Origin of the sequence: Leifsonia williamsii (assembly GCF_030433685.1) — a bacterium.
GTDB lineage: Bacteria > Actinomycetota > Actinomycetes > Actinomycetales > Microbacteriaceae > Leifsonia > Leifsonia williamsii.
This window is the reverse complement of record NZ_JAROCF010000001.1, coordinates 1,699,749-1,715,400: the sequence shown is the minus strand read 5'-3', so window position 1 is coordinate 1,715,400 and position 15,652 is coordinate 1,699,749. Positions and strand designations below refer to the sequence as shown.

The following is a 15,652-nucleotide window of genomic DNA, read 5'->3' as shown; positions in this document are numbered from 1 at the left end:
TCCTCCAAAATGACGACTATGTATTTTGTGGGAGCACCGTCAATATGGTTATTGCTAGGTGTCTCTCCTCGTGAGTCACACCGCCAATCACTCGCCGACTAGGGTAAGCGGGCGAGTGCTTTGGGGGCGAGTCAGGGCGATATTCGGGTTGTCGCCCTGACTCGGGGTTTGAAAAGGGGCCGACAATTCGGGTGTCGGCCCCTTTCTCCTTTAACGCTCGTGACGTCGTGAGGTTCTGCGCCGCTTCAGGCCACCGGGCGCGGGATCTCCAGCCAGAGGTCCACTTCGTCGTCGTCGGAGTCGGCACCGAGCGCGTTCGCCGCGCCGTCGTCCGACATGCGCAGGCCCACGACCGTGACCGCCGTCTTCGACGAGCGCGGCACGGTGCGGATGATGAGCTTGTCGGTCGTCGTGCCCCGGATCGCCTCCGCGAGCCGCCCGAGCACCGTGTCCAGGCCGCGGGAGTCGAGGTCGTCGATCCCGCCCTCGTCGAGGAGGCTGACCACGACGCCGCGGCGGCGCGCGTCCATGACCTCCCGCCGCACATCGTCGTTGAGGAGGCGCCGGCCGCGGATCTCGTCGCGGATCGCGCCCTCGAGGTACCGGCACTCGCGCCGCTCGGCCTCGGTCAGGTCGCCGCCTCGCCGCACGATCTCGGCCAGCATCGGCGCGGCCACGCGGTAGGTCTGTCGCAGGCGCAGCTGGCGCTCCATGACGTGCGCCTCCTGCGCCGCCTGCCACTCCGTGGCCTCGCGCTCGGCGCGGGCGAACTGCAGCGCGTCACGCCCGGCCTTCGCGAGCGAACCCGAGATGACCACGGCGACGCCGACCCACACGACGGAGCCGATGACGCCCAGCCCCGCCAGCGCGCCGGGGCCGGCCCAGAACACCGTCTGCACCGCGAGGTAGCCGACGCCGACCCACGCGATGATCGCCTGCCTCCGGACGGCGCAGATGGTCATGATCGTCCCGACGGCGGCCACGTACCAGGTCGCGTAGCCGTTGTCGCGGGCCGGGTCGAGCTGACTCGTCACGAGGATGGGGACGACCACGCACACGGCGAGATCGAACGCGGCGAGCCACAGCGGCATCTTGGTGGGGCTCGTCGGCCACAGGCTGGCCACGGCCGCGACGGCGTAGATGGCCATCGCCACCAGGGGCGGCCAGGGATTCACGGGGGTCGACAGCGACGACAGCCCGAGGAACAGGTGGTAGGCCGAGAACAGCGCGCCCAGGCTGAGGAAGAGGACGCGGTTGAGGGTGATCACGCGACGCCCTCCTGCTCGCGCACGGCCAGTGGGCGGTCGCGCTCCGACGACGGCCAGAGGATGGTGACGACGGTCCCCTCGCCGGGCGCGGTGCGGATCTGGGCGCGGCCGCCGACCTTCGCCAGGCGTTCGCGGATGCTCACCCGCAGGCCGAGGCGCTCGGCGGGCACCTCCTCCACCTCGAAGCCGCGGCCGTCGTCCTCGACGACGATGTGGACAGTTGCGGCCGGGCTGCCGCCGCGGATGAAGATGCGGCGCCGCACCTCCGGGCCCCCGGCGTGCTGCGTGCTGTTCACCATCGCCTGCACGCTGGCCGAGTACACGGCCTCCGCCACGTTCACGGGGAGGCTGTGCACCTCCACGTCGCGCACCTCGACCTCGAACGGCGACGCGAAGGCGTTGGCGGCCGTCACCAGCCGATTGCTGAGCTGCTCGAGGCCGACGAGCGACTGGTCCTCCGGGCCGGACGCCTCGGCGGCGTGGAGGTGGCCGATCGCGTCCGCGGCCATGGTCGCCGCGAGCTCCTGCGCCTCCGGCGTGCGGGCCGCTGCGGCCGAGAGCAGGGTGGTGAGCACGCTGTCGTGCACGATGGCGTCGACCTGCACGCGCTCGACCTCGGTGGCGTGCTGGCGCACCGCGGTCGCGTACCGGGCGAGCGCCTGGCTCTGCGCCGTGTCGACCGCCGACGACGCCTGCCGCATCATCGCGATGATGGCGAGGATGACGCCGCCGAGGATGATCGCGTACACGGTGTCGAGGCCGGCCAGCTCGGGCCCGACGCCGCCGCCGGCGGGCAGGGCGCGGATGATGCCGTACGCGATCGGCGTCACCACGGTGTACGCCAGCGCGAGCCACAGCGGATACGCGACCGCGGCGAACGCGGTGAAGACCGAGCAGAGGAACCACACCCACGGCTTCTCGGCGGTGAACGGCGACGGGTCCCTGATCAGCAGCGGCCAGGTGACGATCGCGAGCAGGTAGACGATGGCGAGGACGCCCATCGCGATCTTGACGCCGCGCTGGACGACGGCGAGCAGGACCGTGACGAGGATGCCGCCGAAGATGAGCGTGGCGACGACGACGCCCGCCGGCTCCCGCAGCAGGCCCAGCTGGCTCAGCGCCGTCGGGAACGTCTGCAGCCCGAAGACGAGGCCGAACGCGGACACGGTCCGGTCGGCGATCCGCTCGATGCGCGCACGGCTGAGCGGGTTGCGCGGCTTCGCGCTCTCCCGGGGGGCCTCCGGCCCCGGCCGGAGGTCGCTAGACGCGCTCATTGCCCGTGTCGGGGTCGAGCCCGGGCAGGATGCCGTCCTCCACCGCGCGCCGCAGCAGATCGACCTTCGTCGGCGCCGGACGGCCGACCTCCACGTACTTCACCCGGATGCGGTCCAGGTACTCGCGGGCCGTGGAGTTCGCGATGCCCAGCTGCGCCGCGACCGCCTTGAGCGGCAGGCCCGACGCGTAGAGATGGAGCACATCGCGCTCGCGCCGCCCCAGCTGCGCCTTCGCGAAGTCACTGTCGGCGTCGATCGCGGTGGCCCATTCGAGGTTGTTCAGCACGTCGCCCCTGGCGACGGTCGAGATCGCGTTCATGACCGTCGTGGTCGGAGACGACTTCGGGATGACGCCGGCGGCTCCGGCGGCGAGCGCCTCGCGGACGCTGGCCACCCGGTCCGCGATGCTGTGCACCAGCACGGCGGCGCCGGTCGCCTGCGCGCGCTTGACGTTGTCGGTGACCTTCGACCCGTCGCCGAGCGACAGGTCGAGCACCACGACGTCGCACTCACGCGAGCCGAGGGCGGCGACGAACTCGTCGACCGTGGCCGCGGTCGCGACCACCTCGTAGCCCGCGTCCTGGCAGGCGGCCTTGATGCCCAGCCGCACGGACTCGTGATCGTCGACGATTGCCACCCGCACCATGCTGACCATCGTAGTGGTGGACATCACGGCGCGAGGGTCGCCACGGCCTCCACGTGGTGCGTGTTGGGGAAGAGGTCGAAGGCGCGGAGCGATCGCACGGGGTAGCCGTGCCCGGCGAAGAAGGCCAGATCGCGGGCGAGGGCGACCGGATCGCAGGCGACGTAGACGATCTGGGCGGGGCGGACGGAGGCGATGGCGTCGACGACGGCGCGACCGGCTCCCGACCGCGGCGGGTCGAGGATGACGGTCGCCGCGCGGAGGCGGGCGCGCTCGGCGGCGGTGGCGTCCGCGGCGAGCCGCGCGGCGAACCGCTCGACGCGTTCGGTGACAGCCGTCGCGCCCACCCAGTCGGCGAGGTTCTCGGCGGCGTCGTCGGTGGCGTTCTCGTCGCTCTCGACGGAGGTGATGCGGAGGGTGGAGCCGAACCGGTCGCCGAGCGCTGCGGCCAGCAGGCCCACTCCCCCGTAGAGGTCGAGGTTCGCAGCCCGCGGGTCGAACAGCGCCTCGTCCACCGCGTCCTGCACGGCGGCGGTCAGCGTCGCGGCCGCCCCACGGTGCACCTGCCAGAAGCCGCGCGCGTCGAGCCGGAACTCCCGATCGCCGACGCGCTCCCGGATGGGCACAGGGCGGCGGTGCGGCCGCACGAGCTTCTTGCCGCGGCGCACCGGCGCGTCGTTGACGAGGACGTGCGCGGTTCCGTCGCCGGTCGCGACGACGTCCACCGACTCAGCCCCGGGGAACCGCTGGCCGAACGGGACGTTCGCCTGCACCAGGTCCGTGGCGAGCGGGAGGTCGCGCACGGGCACGACGGTGTGGGTCCTGGCCGCGTAGGGGCCGATCGAGCCGTCCTGTGCGACCTGGAGACGCACGCGCGTACGCCAGCCGGTGCCGTCCGCGGTCTCGCCGACGACGGGCTCCACGCTGACGGGACCGCCGGCGGGGCTCAGCGTGGCGATGCGCGCCTCGTCGAGCCGGCCGGTGCGCTGCAACGCGTCGACGATCACCCGGCGCTTGAGCTCGCGCTGGTGGTCGAGCCGGATGTGGCCGAGGTCCGCACCGCCCGCGCGCCGGCCAGGAGCATGCGTGATCGACGCAGCCTCCCAGACGTGATCCTGCCGCTCGGGCGCCGCCTCCAGCACCTCCACCGCCTCGGCCCGCCAGAACCGGTCGTGGCTGGTGTCGGCGACGCGCGCCCGCACCCGCTCACCGGGCATCGTGTCAGGGACGAAGACGACCCTGCCCTCGTGACGGGCGACGAAGACGCCGCCGTGGGCGACGTTGGTAATGTCGAGGTCGACCTCATCCTTCTGGGGCATCCGTCGAGCATCCCACAGGTGACCATGCGCCTCTACCTCGCCTCCACCTCCCCTGCCCGCCTCGCGCTGCTGCGCGCCGCGGGCATCGAGCCGATCGTCGTGCCGTCGCACGTCGACGAACCGGCGGCCGTCGCCGCGGCCGAGGCCGAGCACGGCCCGCTCGACGCCGACGCGATGGTGCAGCTGCTCGCACGGCTCAAGGCGGAGGCAGTGCGCGGCACCCTCGACGGCGAGCCGATCGACGGGCTCATCCTCGGCGGCGACTCGGCGTTCGCGATCGACGACGCCATCCACGGCAAGCCGCACCTGCCCGAGGTCGCCCGCGAGCGCTGGCGCTCCCAGCGGGGACGCACCGGCCGCCTCCATTCGGGCCACTGGCTGATCGACCACCGCGACGGCCGCGAGAACGCCGCGGCCGGAGCGACCGCGGTCGCCTCGGTGACCTTCGCCGACGTCACCGACGCCGAGATCGACGCATACGTGGCCAGGGGTGAGCCTCTGGAGGTCGCGGGCGCCTTCACGATCGACAGCCTCGGCGGCCCCTTCATCACGCGCGTGGAGGGCGACCCCAGCACCGTGGTGGGCCTCTCCCTCTCGACGCTGCGCGACCTGGTCCGCGAGCTCGGGGTGGAGTGGACGTCGCTCTGGAACCGCGCGGGCTGAGCCCCGCGGGCGCGCGCCTGACGTCCCGTTCTGTGGCGCGCTTCGTGCCGCGCTTTGTGGCGCCTCCCACAGCCAGGGCATGCATTTTTGTGGAGGCCGTCCAAAACAGCCGGGATCGAGCGCAATAGGCTAGGGGACTGTGCCACGTATCAGCAAGGTTCTCATCGCCAACCGGGGCGAGATCGCCGTCCGGGTCATCCGCGCCGCCAAGGACAGCGGGATCGGCTCCGTCGCCGTCTACGCCGACCAGGACCGCGACGCCCTGCACGTGCGCCTCGCCGACGAGGCGTACGCGCTCGAGGGCACCACGAGTGCCGAGACGTACCTGGTCATCGACAAGCTGCTCTCCGTCGCCCGCCGCTCCGGCGCCGACGCCGTGCACCCCGGCTACGGCTTCCTCGCCGAGAACGCGGACTTCGCCCGCGCCGTCATCGCGGCCGGCCTGACCTGGATCGGCCCGTCGCCCGAGGCGATCGAGCGCCTCGGCGACAAGGTCTCCGCGCGCCACGTCGCCGAGAAGGTCGGCGCCCCGCTCGCCCCCGGCACCCTGAACCCCGTCGCCGACGCCTCCGAGGTCCTCGACTTCGTCGACCAGTACGGCCTCCCCGTCGCCATCAAGGCCGCGTTCGGCGGTGGTGGCCGCGGTCTCAAGGTCGCACGCGAGCGCGACGAGGTCGCCGAGCTGTTCGAGTCGGCCACCCGCGAGGCCATCGCCGCGTTCGGTCGCGGCGAGTGCTTCGTCGAGAAGTACCTCGACCAGCCCCGCCACGTCGAGACCCAGTGCCTCGCCGACGCATACGGCAACGTGGTCATCGTCTCCACGCGCGACTGCTCGCTGCAGCGCCGCCACCAGAAGCTCGTGGAGGAGGCGCCCGCCCCCTTCCTCACCGCCGAGCAGACCGAGAAGCTGTACAGCTCGTCGAAGGCCATCCTCAAGGAGGTCGGCTACCAGGGAGCGGGTACCTGCGAGTTCCTCATCGGCAAGGACGGGACGGTGTCGTTCCTCGAGGTGAACACCCGCCTCCAGGTCGAGCACCCGGTCTCGGAGGAGGTCACCGGCATCGACCTCGTCCGCGAGCAGTTCCGCATCGCCGAGGGCGGCGAGCTCGACTACGACGACCCCGCGCCGCGCGGGCACTCGTTCGAGTTCCGCATCAACGGCGAGGACGCCGGCCGCAACTTCATCCCCTCCCCCGGCCCGGTGCACGTCTTCAAGCCCGCAGGAGGCCCCGGCGTGCGCGTCGACACCGGCATCCAGGCCGGCGACGTCGTGAGCGGCGCCTTCGACTCCATGCTCGCGAAGCTCATCGTGACCGGCAGCAGCCGCGAGGAGGCGCTGGAGCGCTCCCGCCGCGCCCTCGACGAGTTCGAGGTGGCCGGCCTGCCGACCGTGCTGCCGTTCCACCGCGCGATCGTGCGCGACCCCGCCTTCGCGCCGCAGGACGGCGAGCCGTTCTCGATCTACACGCGCTGGATCGAGACCGAGTGGAACAACGAGATCCAGCCCTGGTCGGGCGAGCTCGGCGACCAGGCCCCTGCCGAGCGCCGCAGCAGCGTCGTGGTCGAGGTCGAGGGCAAGCGCATCGAGGTCTCGCTGCCCGCGAAGCTGCTCTCCGGCGGTTCGGCCTCCGACGCCTCCTCCGCTCCGGCCCCGCGCCGCCGCGGCGCAGCGCACAACGTCGACACCGCCACCGGCGACTCGATCACCGCGCCGATGCAGGCGACCGTCGTCAAGGTCGCGGTCGCCGACGGCGACGAGGTCGTCAAGGGCGACCTGGTGCTCGTGCTCGAGGCCATGAAGATGGAGCAGCCGCTCACCGCCCACAAGGACGGCACCATCTCCGGCATCAACGCCGCCGTGGGCGAGACGGTCTCCTCCGGCCACCTCCTCCTCACGATCGTCTGACGCCAATCCCGCCACAGCAACTCCGGAAGTCCTCCCCGCCCCGGGCCGGACTTCCGGAGTTCTGTGCTTAATCGGGCCTCTCACGCCCGAACCTCCGGAGCAGCCAGCACACCCTCGATCGCGGCGAGCGCGGACTCCCACTCGTTCATCACCTGAGCGGCCGAGAGCCGCAATCGCCGCCGACCACTCAGTGCGAGCCCGACATCGCGTGCGCGATCCCGCTCGAACGCGCGCCGGTCGCCGTGATAGGCGAAGCCGTCGAGTTCGAGGAAGAGCACCCCGTCGACGAGCATGTCGACGCGGCCGACGCCGGGGACGTGGACCTGCTGCGCCACGATGTGTCCCGCCGCCTCCAGCCGCTGGCGCACAAGCGACTCCACACCCGAGTCCGATCCGGGGCGAGCGAGCGAGGCGACGTGCCGCGACCTCGCCGGCTCGGACGCGAAGACACGTCGGAGCCCCACGAGGGTCGCCGCGCCCGACGACAGCGCGGTGTCGAGGACGGCCACCGCGGTCTCTTCGTCGGCACACCTCACGACCGAGCGCAGGCATTCGTCGAACGACACGCGCCAGCACTCATCGCTCCCCTCGTCATCGACCCAGTGCCTCACCGCCTCGCTCGCAGGAAGTCGCGTGGCATGCGCCGGCACCCGCAGGTGGAGGCGCGCATCCGTTCCGCCCCACAAGCCGAAGCTTCGTGCGGCGGAGACGCACGACAGCCTCCCTCCCGCTCGTGCCGCCTCCACAGCGGACGGCAGGGCGCCGGGTAGCGCATAGACGCCGCGACGAAGTCGAATGGCATGCCCCTCGCGCACGAGGGCGGTCAGTGCGCGCGGAGTGGCGCCCGCCGCCGCGAGCTGCGCTGCGGTGGCGATACCGCCGTAGCGTTCGAGAACCTGGGTGCACACCATGGAGCCAGTTCAGCGCGGATGATCCTGGCCGTGTCGGCAACGGGGCGATCTGTGGACACGTCGCCGCCGGAGGCGTGGTGTGGAGGGTTCGCAACTCCGGAGGCCGGGCGCGACACACCGGGCGATCGAGACCAACTCCGGAGGTTGGGCGCGGTGTGGAGTGGATCTCCGGAGTTGCGGGGACGCGGGGCGAGAGTCACGCGGGTGGGGCGGGGTCGCCCTTCAGGTCGATGCTGATCTCGTCGGCGTCGAGGTTGCTGAGGGCGGCGGCGAGCACGTCGGCGCTGAAAGTGCCGTCGTCGCGGGCGTCCAGCAGGGCGGAGCGCTGCGCCCGCAGCTGCTCGAGCCGCGCCGCCTTGAACCGGCCGAACGCCTCCGGTGTCCGCTCGCCGACGTCGGGCAGGGGCACGGCCTGCGCCGCGGTGCGGAGCAGCTCCATCAACCGCTGCCGCTCGTCGCGCTCGGCCTCGGGGTCGGTTCCTGCCGGCTTCACCAGACGGAGCACGAGACCGAGCGTTCCGCCTTGCAGCAGCAGCGAACCCGCCGCCACCAGGAACGCGACCAGCACCAGGGCGGAGCGGCCTGGGGCGTCGTGCGGGAGGGTCTGCGCGGCCGCGACGGTCACGGCGCCGCGCATGCCCGCCCAGACCACGATCGATCCCTCGCGCCAGCCGAGCGGAGCGCCGGCGAAGTAGTCGATGTCGGCGAGAACGCGTCGCAGCCGCGTCCCGAATCGTGCGAGGTTCTCGACCGTAGGCACGCGGCGCCCGCGGCGCTGCCGGCCCTGCCCGCGTCGACCGCGCCCCCGACTGTCCTGCGCCGCGGCGACACCGCTCACGCCCGGCCCGCGCCGGGGGTCGGGCACGATGGAGATCCGCGCTGCCTGGGCCCCGTCAGCCCCCGCGCCCTCGGCCCACGCCTCCGCCGCCCACGCCTCCGCGGCGTCGACCGCCGGGTCACCCGGCACCTCACCCACTTGGCCGCCCGACACCTCGCGTGCCGAGGCGCCCGACACGTCGATCGCCGGGTCGCCCGACACGTCGCCCGCCGGGCCGCCCGACACGTCGCGTGCCGAAGCGCCCGACACGTCGACCACCGCGTCGCCCGACACCTCACCCACTGGGCCGCCCGACGCCTCGCGTGCCGAGGCGTGCTCCGTGTCACCCGACCCCGCGCCCACAGCGTCACCCGCCGCGACGCCCGCCGCATCCCCCGCACCGCCCACCGGCAGCGCCCCGCGCACCCGCTGCTCCAGCCGCCGGCGCGTCGCCTCCGGGTCGGCCAGGTGCTCCTGGAGCTGCTGCAGCCGCGGTCGCATCCGCTCGCCCCTGCGGCGGCGCCGGGCCAGCAGCGCGAGCAGCGGCGCCACGAAGGCCGCGCGCACGACGATCGTCAGCAGGAGCGCGCCCGCGGCCACGCCGACCGCGGGAAGGAGGCCGGAATGATCCTTCTCGACCTGCTGCAGGATCCCGAACAGCTCGAGCCCCATCGTGAGGAAGATCAGGCCCTCGAGCACGAGCTCCACCGTGCGCCAGTTCTGCGCGTCGGAGAGCCGGTGCTCGGGTGACAGCACGCGCGGCGCCCGGCTGCCGGTGACCAGCCCTGCGACGACGGCGGCCACCAGCCCCGACGCGCCCAGCGCCTCCGCCGGGATGGAGGCGAGGAACGGCACCGTGAACGACAGCACCGTGTTGACGGTGGCGTCCGTCACCCGGGCCCGCACGATCAGGTTGAGCCTGCCGACGGCCCACCCGAGCGCGACGGCGATCACCACCGAGTAGACGAACGACAGCGTGACCGCGCCGAGGGTGAACGTCGCGACGGCGGCCGCCGCCACCGCCGCGCGCAGCAGCACGAGCGCCGTGGCGTCGTTGAGGAGGCTCTCCCCTTCGAGGATCGCGACGACCCGCGGCGAGACGCCGGCCCGCTTGACGATCCCCGTCGCGACCGCGTCCGTGGGGCTGACGATGGCGCCGAGCGCGACGCCCCAGCCGAGTCCGAGGCCCGGGATCGCCCACGCGAAGAACAGCCCGAGCAGCACCGAGCTGACGATGACGAGCAGCACCGAGAGGCCGCCGATCGCCCCGAACTCGCGCCGGAAGTTCATCGACGGCATCGAGACGGAGGCCGAGTACAACAGGGGCGGGAGCACCCCGGCGAGCACCCACTCCGGCTCGATGGTGACCGCGGGAACGAAGGGCAGCAGGCTGACCAGGATCCCGACGACGACGAGGATCAGCGGCGACGCCACCCCGAACTTCGGTCCGAGCGTGGTGGCGGCGGCGATGGTGAGCACGGCGAGCACGCCGATGACGAGCAGCTCCTCCATCCCCCGCCCCTCCGTTCAGAGCACGATGTGCATGGCGCGCGCGGCGTCGGTGATCGAGCCGGACAGTGACGGGTACACGGTGAAGGCCCGCGCGACCTGGTCGACGGTGAGCCGATGCTCGACCGCGAGCGCGAGCGGGAAGATCAGCTCCGAGGCGCGCGGCGCGACGATCACACCGCCGATCACCGTGCCCGACCCCGTGCGGGCGAACAGCTTGACGAAGCCGTCGCGCAGCCCGAGCATCTTCGCGCGCGGGTTCGACTTGAGCGGCAGCTTGTAGATGTCGCCCTGAGCGATGCCCTCCTCGATCTGCTTCTGGTTCCAGCCGACCGTCGCGATCTCGGGCTGGGTGAAGATGTTCGAGGTCACGTTGCGCATCTCGATCGGGTTGACCGCGTCTCCCATCGCGTGGAAGACGGCGGTGCGGCCCTGCATCGAGGCGACCGAGGCGAGCGGCAGCGACTCCGAGCAGTCGCCGGCGGCGTAGATGTTGGGGATGGAGGTGCGCGCCACGCGGTTGACGCGGATGTGGCCCGACGGGGTGAGCTGGACGCCGGCCTCCTCGAGTCCGATGCCGGAGGTGTTCGGGATGGCGCCCACCGCCATCAGACAGTGCGAGCCCTCGACGGTCCGGCCGTCCGTCAGCGTGGCCACGACGCCGTTCTCGGTGCGCACGACCGACTCCGCGCGCGACTTCGACAGGACCTGCATGCCGTTGCGCTTGAAGACGTTCTCGATCAGGCGGGCCGCGTCGGCATCCTCGCCCGGGAGCACCTGGTCGCGGGAGGAGATCAGCGTCACCTTCGAGCCGAGCGCGGTGTAGGCGGAGGCGAACTCCGCGCCGGTCACGCCCGACCCGACCACGATCAGGTGCTCGGGGGTGGAGTCGAGGTCGTAGAGCTGCGTCCAGGTGAGGATGCGCTCCCCATCCGGCACCGCGGACGGCAGGACACGCGGCGACGCACCCGTCGCCAGGACGATGGTGTCGGCCTCCACCCGGTCGAAGTCGGTCCCCGAGCCGCCGCGGCCGGTCGAGACGATGACCGCGCTGGGGCCGTCGAGCCTCCCCTCGCCGCTGATGATGCGCACGCCGGCCCGCACGAGCTCGGCCCGCATGTCCTCGGACTGCTGCCGCGAGAGACCCATCAGCCGCTTGTTGACCGCCGCCAGGTTGACGGCGAGCTCGGGGCGCACCGGCTTGCCGCTCTCGCCGCGGGTGAAGAACTGCACGCCCAGGTCGGCCGCCTCCGCGATGGCGTTGGTCGCCTCCGCGGTCGCGATCAGGCTCTTGGAGGGGACGACGTCGGTGATCACGGCGGAGCCGCCCACGCCGGCACGCTCGACCAGCGTCACCTCGCCGCCGAGCTGCGCGCCCGCCAGCGCCGCCTCGTACCCGCCGGGGCCGCCGCCGACGACGGCGATCCGCTGTTTGCGCTCGAACTCATAGGCCATGCGCACCATTCTTCCGTATCGCCGCACGGCACGGCGCGCGCTGCACAGCCGCTCCGATGCGCATCCCGGCGGCCCCTTCGCGCCTCCGACCCGCTCAGTAGAGTTGCCTCATGCTGGAATCCATCACCAATCCGCTCGACGACCGCGCGACCGACCCGTTCGAGGTCGCCCGGCAGGCCGCCGAGCAGCTCGCCGAGAAGACCGGCGTCGCCAAGCACGACATCGCCCTCACGCTGGGCAGCGGCTGGGGCAGGGCCGCCGACCTCATCGGCGAGACCACCGCGACCATCCCCGCCACCGAGATCGTCGGCTTCAGCAAGCCGGCGCTGGAGGGGCACGTCGGCACCCTCCGCTCCGTCCTGCTCCCGAGCGGCAAGCGCGCCCTCGTGATCGGCGCCCGCACGCACTACTACGAGGGCCACGGCGTCCGCCGGGTCGTGCACAGCGTCCGCACCGCGGCGGCGGCCGGCGCGACGACGATGGTGCTCACCAACGGCGCCGGAGGCATCAAGGAGCACTGGAAGCCGGGCACACCCGTGCTGATCAGCGACCACATCAACCTGACGGCGGACTCCCCGCTCGAGGGCGCCACCTTCATCGACCTCACCGACCTGTACTCGCGCCGGCTGCGCGACCTCGCCCGCACGATCGAGCCGTCGCTCGACGAGGGCGTGTACACGCAGTTCCGCGGCCCGCACTACGAGACCCCCGCCGAGGTGCAGATGGCGAAGGCCGTCGGCGGCCACATCGTCGGCATGTCGACCGCGCTGGAGGCCATCGCCGCCCGCCAGGCCGGCATGGAGATCCTCGGCATGTCCCTGATCACCAACCTCGCGGCGGGCATCCAGAAGACCCCGCTCAGCCACCAGGAGGTCGTCGACGCCGGCCGCGCGGCCGAGCCCGTGATCAGCGCCCTGCTCGCCCAGATCGTGGAGGCGTTGTGAACGCGGCGCCCGAGACCTCCGGCCCGCTCGACACCCCGGCCCTGCTGGAGGCCGCCCGCGCCTGGCTGGCGCAGGACCCCGACCCCGAGACCCGCCAGGAGCTCGACGACCTGGTCGTCGCGGTCGAGGCGGGCTCCGCGGAGGCGCTGGCCGACCTCCACTCGCGGTTCGACACCCGCCTCGCCTTCGGCACCGCCGGGCTTCGCGGCGCAATCGCGGCCGGCCCCAACCGGATGAACCGGGTGCTCGTCGCCCAGGCGGCGGCCGGCTTCGCGCGCTGGCTCCTGGAGCATGCCGAGGGCGGCACGCCGTCCGTGGTCATCGGCTACGACGGCCGCAAGAACTCCGACGTGTTCGCGCGCGACACCGCCGAGCTGATGGCGGGAGCCGGGGTGCGCGCGGTGCTGCTGCCGCGCCTCCTGCCGACACCGGTCCTCGCATTCGCCGTGCGCCACCTCGACGTGAGCGCGGGCGTGATGGTCACCGCCAGCCACAACCCGCCGAACGACAACGGCTACAAGGTCTACCTCGGCGGCGAGGACCACGGTTCGCAGATCGTGTCTCCGACCGACGCCGAGATCGCGGCGCACATCCTCGAGGTGGCGCAGGGCAGCGTCGCGGACCTCCCGCGCTCCGAGCGCTACGAGGTCGCACCCGACGACGTCGAGGAGGCGTACATCGCCGCCACCGCGGCGGTCGCGAGCACCGACGCCCCGCGTGACGCCGTCTCGTTCGCCTACACCGCGATGCACGGCGTCGGCTGGCGCACGGCCCGCGCGGTGTTCGAGCGCGCCGGCTTCGCGACTCCGGCCCTCGTGGAGGCGCAGGCCGACCCCGACCCCGCGTTCCCGACCGTGGCGTTCCCCAACCCCGAGGAGCCGGGAGCGATGGACCTCTCGTTCGCCACGGCCCGGGAGGCCGGCGTCGACCTGGTCATCGCCAACGACCCCGACGCCGACAGGCTCGCGGTCGCCATCCCCGACCCGTCGAGCGACAGCGGCTACCGGCGCCTGTCGGGCAACGAGGTCGGCGCGCTGCTCGGCTGGCGCGCCGCCGAGCTGGCGTCGCGGGCGGCAGGAGGCGCCGCTTTCGGCTCCCTCGCCTGCTCGATCGTCTCCTCCCCCGCCCTCGCCGCCGTGGCCGACGCCTACCGGCTCGACTTCGCCGACACCCTCACCGGCTTCAAGTGGGTCTCGCGCGCGCCGGGGCTGATCTTCGGCTACGAGGAGGCGCTGGGCTATCTGGTCAACCCCGACACCGTCCGCGACAAGGACGGCATCTCGGCGGCGACCGCGTTCCTCGACCTCGCCAACGAGCTCGCCGCCTCCGGCCGCAGCATCGGCGACCGGCTGAACGAGTTCGCCGAGCGGTTCGGCTTCTTCGCCAGCGACCAGATCTCGATCCGCGTCACGGATCTGTCCCGCATCGGCGAGATCATGGCCTCCCTGCGCGCCACCCCGCCGAGCAGCCTCGGGGAGGTGCGGGTCGCGCAGATCGACGACCTGCGCGACGGCTTCGAGGGGCTGCCGCCGAGCGACGTGCTGCGCATCCGCCTCGAGGACGGCTCCCGGGTGATGGTGCGCCCGAGCGGCACCGAGCCGAAGCTCAAGATCTACATCGACGCCTCCAGCGACCAGGGCGACCTGGCGCAGCGGCGGGAGACGGCGACCGCGCGGGTCGCGGCACTGGCCGCGGCGATGCGGGAGCTGACCGCGTAGCACCCCGCGTCACGCCGGAGGCCGGCGCCGCTCAGGCGGCGACCGGCCTCCGCGTCTTCTGCAGGTAACCGAGCAGGAAGGCCACCAGTGCGAGCGCGGTGACCGCCGCGCCAGCGAGCGGGACGGCGACCGCTCCCCCTGCTCCGAGCGCAGCCGCGCCGACGAGCGGGGCGATCGCGATGCCGATGTACATCGCGGTCGAGTACCACGAGAGGGCGAGCGCCGCGCTCTCGGGGTCGACGTTCACGAGCCGGTGCTGCACGGGGATGGCGATCGCGAACGCGGCGACGCCCCACAGCGCGAACACCACGACCGACGCCGCGAACGACCGCTCGACGAACGCGAGGACCACCAGCGCGAGGGTCTGGGCGATGAGCGCCACGGCCGCGACGCGCCGGTTGCCGAGCCGGTCCGTGAGCGGACCCGCGATCGTGTTGCCGGCGACGCCCGCCGCGCCGTACGCGAGCAGCAGCACCGCCAGCAGGCCGCCGGAGCCTCCCGTCGACGCATGGGTCACCGCCGCGGAGAAGATGTACACGATGTTGAAGCCGGCGACCATGAGCAGCGTGGCGAGGAGCGGCGCCAGCACCCGGGGGTTCCCGAGCGGTGCGAGCCGGCGGCGCACGGAGACGGCTGCCGGCACGAGCACACCGCGCACGGCGAGCGGGATGGCCGCGACGAGCACGGCCGCGATGGCCACCACGCACCACAGCGAGAAGCGCCAGCCCGCCACACCGCCGAGCGCCGTGCCGAGCGGCGAGCCGACAGCGGTCGCGAGCGTGAACCCCGCGCCGACGATCGCCAGCGCCTGACCGCGCTTCTCCGGACGGGCGAGGGAGGCGGCCGCCGCGGTCGCGGTCGGCACCAGCGCGGCGCCGCCCAGGCCCGAGAAGGTGCGGCCGGCGATGAACACGCCGAGGTCGGGTGCGAGCGCGGAGACCGCCGTCCCGACCGCGAACACCGCCAGCCCTGCGGACATCAGCGTGGCCCGCGGCACGCGGGGCAGCAGGATCGACACGGCGGGGGCGGCGACGGCGACGAGCAGGGAGTAGCTGGTGATCGACCAGCTGACCTGCTCGGCGGTCGCGCCGAGCCCGGCGGCGACCTGCGGCAGGAGCCCCGCGATCACGAAGGCGTTGGCGCCGACCACGAAGAGCCCGAGGGCGAGCACCAGCAACGCAGGGGTGGTCCTGCGATAAGATTGTTCGACGAACGTCATACCGTT

General features: G+C 72.8%; 12 protein-coding genes. 4 read left to right on the top strand and 8 right to left on the bottom strand.

Features of this window, described 5'->3' with window-relative positions; translation table 11 throughout:
- Window positions 1-245 precede the first annotated feature (245 nt).
- From P5G50_RS08040 to P5G50_RS08025, 4 genes are read right to left on the bottom strand one after another with little or no spacing between them, the layout of a single operon-like run.
- Entirely contained in the window at window positions 246-1,268 is a 1,023-nt protein-coding gene (locus P5G50_RS08040; protein WP_301211123.1) for a hypothetical protein, read from the bottom strand.
- On the bottom strand, window positions 1,265-2,542 hold the full coding sequence (locus P5G50_RS08035) for an ATP-binding protein (RefSeq protein WP_301211125.1): 1,278 nt from the start codon (window positions 2,540-2,542) through the stop codon (window positions 1,265-1,267). Before P5G50_RS08035 ends, P5G50_RS08040 begins: the two co-directional genes overlap by 4 nt.
- A complete protein-coding gene (locus P5G50_RS08030) occupies window positions 2,529-3,188 on the bottom strand; it encodes a response regulator transcription factor (protein ID WP_301211127.1) in 660 nt (219 codons plus the stop codon). The genes P5G50_RS08035 and P5G50_RS08030 overlap by 14 nt, the downstream gene beginning before the upstream one ends.
- A 23-nt stretch (window positions 3,189-3,211) precedes the next feature.
- Complete coding sequence (locus P5G50_RS08025; protein ID WP_301211129.1) at window positions 3,212-4,504, bottom strand: class I SAM-dependent RNA methyltransferase; 1,293 nt, start codon at window positions 4,502-4,504, stop codon at window positions 3,212-3,214.
- A gap of 24 nt (window positions 4,505-4,528) precedes the next feature.
- Here P5G50_RS08025 and P5G50_RS08020 point away from each other — a divergent pair, with 24 nt between their 5' ends.
- Window positions 4,529-5,167, top strand: coding sequence for a Maf family protein (locus tag P5G50_RS08020; protein WP_301211410.1), 639 nt, complete (start codon window positions 4,529-4,531; stop codon window positions 5,165-5,167).
- 139 nt (window positions 5,168-5,306) lie between these two features.
- Window positions 5,307-7,073, top strand: coding sequence for an acetyl/propionyl/methylcrotonyl-CoA carboxylase subunit alpha (locus tag P5G50_RS08015; protein WP_301211130.1), 1,767 nt, complete (start codon window positions 5,307-5,309; stop codon window positions 7,071-7,073).
- Between the two features lie 80 nt (window positions 7,074-7,153).
- On the opposite strand, the gene P5G50_RS08010 is transcribed toward P5G50_RS08015, so the two are convergent.
- The 3 genes from P5G50_RS08010 to P5G50_RS08000 form a co-directional block, all read right to left on the bottom strand.
- Window positions 7,154-7,984, bottom strand: a complete 831-nt coding sequence (locus P5G50_RS08010) for a type IV toxin-antitoxin system AbiEi family antitoxin domain-containing protein (RefSeq protein WP_301211132.1) — start codon at window positions 7,982-7,984, stop codon at window positions 7,154-7,156.
- A 196-nt stretch (window positions 7,985-8,180) separates the two neighbouring features.
- A complete protein-coding gene (locus P5G50_RS08005) occupies window positions 8,181-10,313 on the bottom strand; it encodes a cation:proton antiporter domain-containing protein (RefSeq protein ID WP_301211134.1) in 2,133 nt (710 codons plus the stop codon).
- A 15-nt stretch (window positions 10,314-10,328) separates the two neighbouring features.
- Window positions 10,329-11,765: an NAD(P)H-quinone dehydrogenase gene (locus P5G50_RS08000; RefSeq protein WP_301211136.1), complete on the bottom strand. Its 1,437-nt coding sequence runs from the start codon at window positions 11,763-11,765 to the stop codon at window positions 10,329-10,331.
- 110 nt (window positions 11,766-11,875) lie between these two features.
- Between P5G50_RS08000 and P5G50_RS07995 the strand changes: the two genes are divergently transcribed.
- Both P5G50_RS07995 and P5G50_RS07990 read left to right on the top strand, forming a co-directional pair.
- On the top strand, window positions 11,876-12,709 hold the full coding sequence (locus P5G50_RS07995) for a purine-nucleoside phosphorylase (RefSeq protein ID WP_301211137.1): 834 nt from the start codon (window positions 11,876-11,878) through the stop codon (window positions 12,707-12,709).
- Window positions 12,706-14,427, top strand: coding sequence for a phospho-sugar mutase (locus P5G50_RS07990; protein ID WP_301211140.1), 1,722 nt, complete (start codon window positions 12,706-12,708; stop codon window positions 14,425-14,427). Before P5G50_RS07995 ends, P5G50_RS07990 begins: the two co-directional genes overlap by 4 nt.
- A 31-nt stretch (window positions 14,428-14,458) precedes the next feature.
- On the opposite strand, the gene P5G50_RS07985 is transcribed toward P5G50_RS07990, so the two are convergent.
- Window positions 14,459-15,646 (bottom strand): MFS transporter, encoded by a 1,188-nt coding sequence (locus P5G50_RS07985; protein WP_301211143.1) that lies wholly within the window; start codon window positions 15,644-15,646, stop codon window positions 14,459-14,461.
- Window positions 15,647-15,652 lie beyond the last annotated feature (6 nt).

Excerpts from the sequence above, each read along its gene's own strand:
- P5G50_RS08020 (WP_301211410.1), top strand. The coding sequence starts at position 4,529 with ATGCGCCTCTACCTCGCCTCCACCTCCCCTGCCCGCCTCGCGCTGCTG.
- P5G50_RS08035 (WP_301211125.1), bottom strand. The coding sequence starts at position 2,542 with ATGAGCGCGTCTAGCGACCTCCGGCCGGGGCCGGAGGCCCCCCGGGAG.
- P5G50_RS08030 (WP_301211127.1), bottom strand. The coding sequence starts at position 3,188 with ATGGTGCGGGTGGCAATCGTCGACGATCACGAGTCCGTGCGGCTGGGC.
- P5G50_RS08000 (WP_301211136.1), bottom strand. The coding sequence starts at position 11,765 with ATGGCCTATGAGTTCGAGCGCAAACAGCGGATCGCCGTCGTCGGCGGC.
- P5G50_RS08010 (WP_301211132.1), bottom strand. The coding sequence starts at position 7,984 with ATGGTGTGCACCCAGGTTCTCGAACGCTACGGCGGTATCGCCACCGCA.
- P5G50_RS08005 (WP_301211134.1), bottom strand. The coding sequence starts at position 10,313 with ATGGAGGAGCTGCTCGTCATCGGCGTGCTCGCCGTGCTCACCATCGCC.
- P5G50_RS08025 (WP_301211129.1), bottom strand. The coding sequence starts at position 4,504 with ATGCCCCAGAAGGATGAGGTCGACCTCGACATTACCAACGTCGCCCAC.
- P5G50_RS07985 (WP_301211143.1), bottom strand. The coding sequence starts at position 15,646 with ATGACGTTCGTCGAACAATCTTATCGCAGGACCACCCCTGCGTTGCTG.
- P5G50_RS07995 (WP_301211137.1), top strand. The coding sequence starts at position 11,876 with ATGCTGGAATCCATCACCAATCCGCTCGACGACCGCGCGACCGACCCG.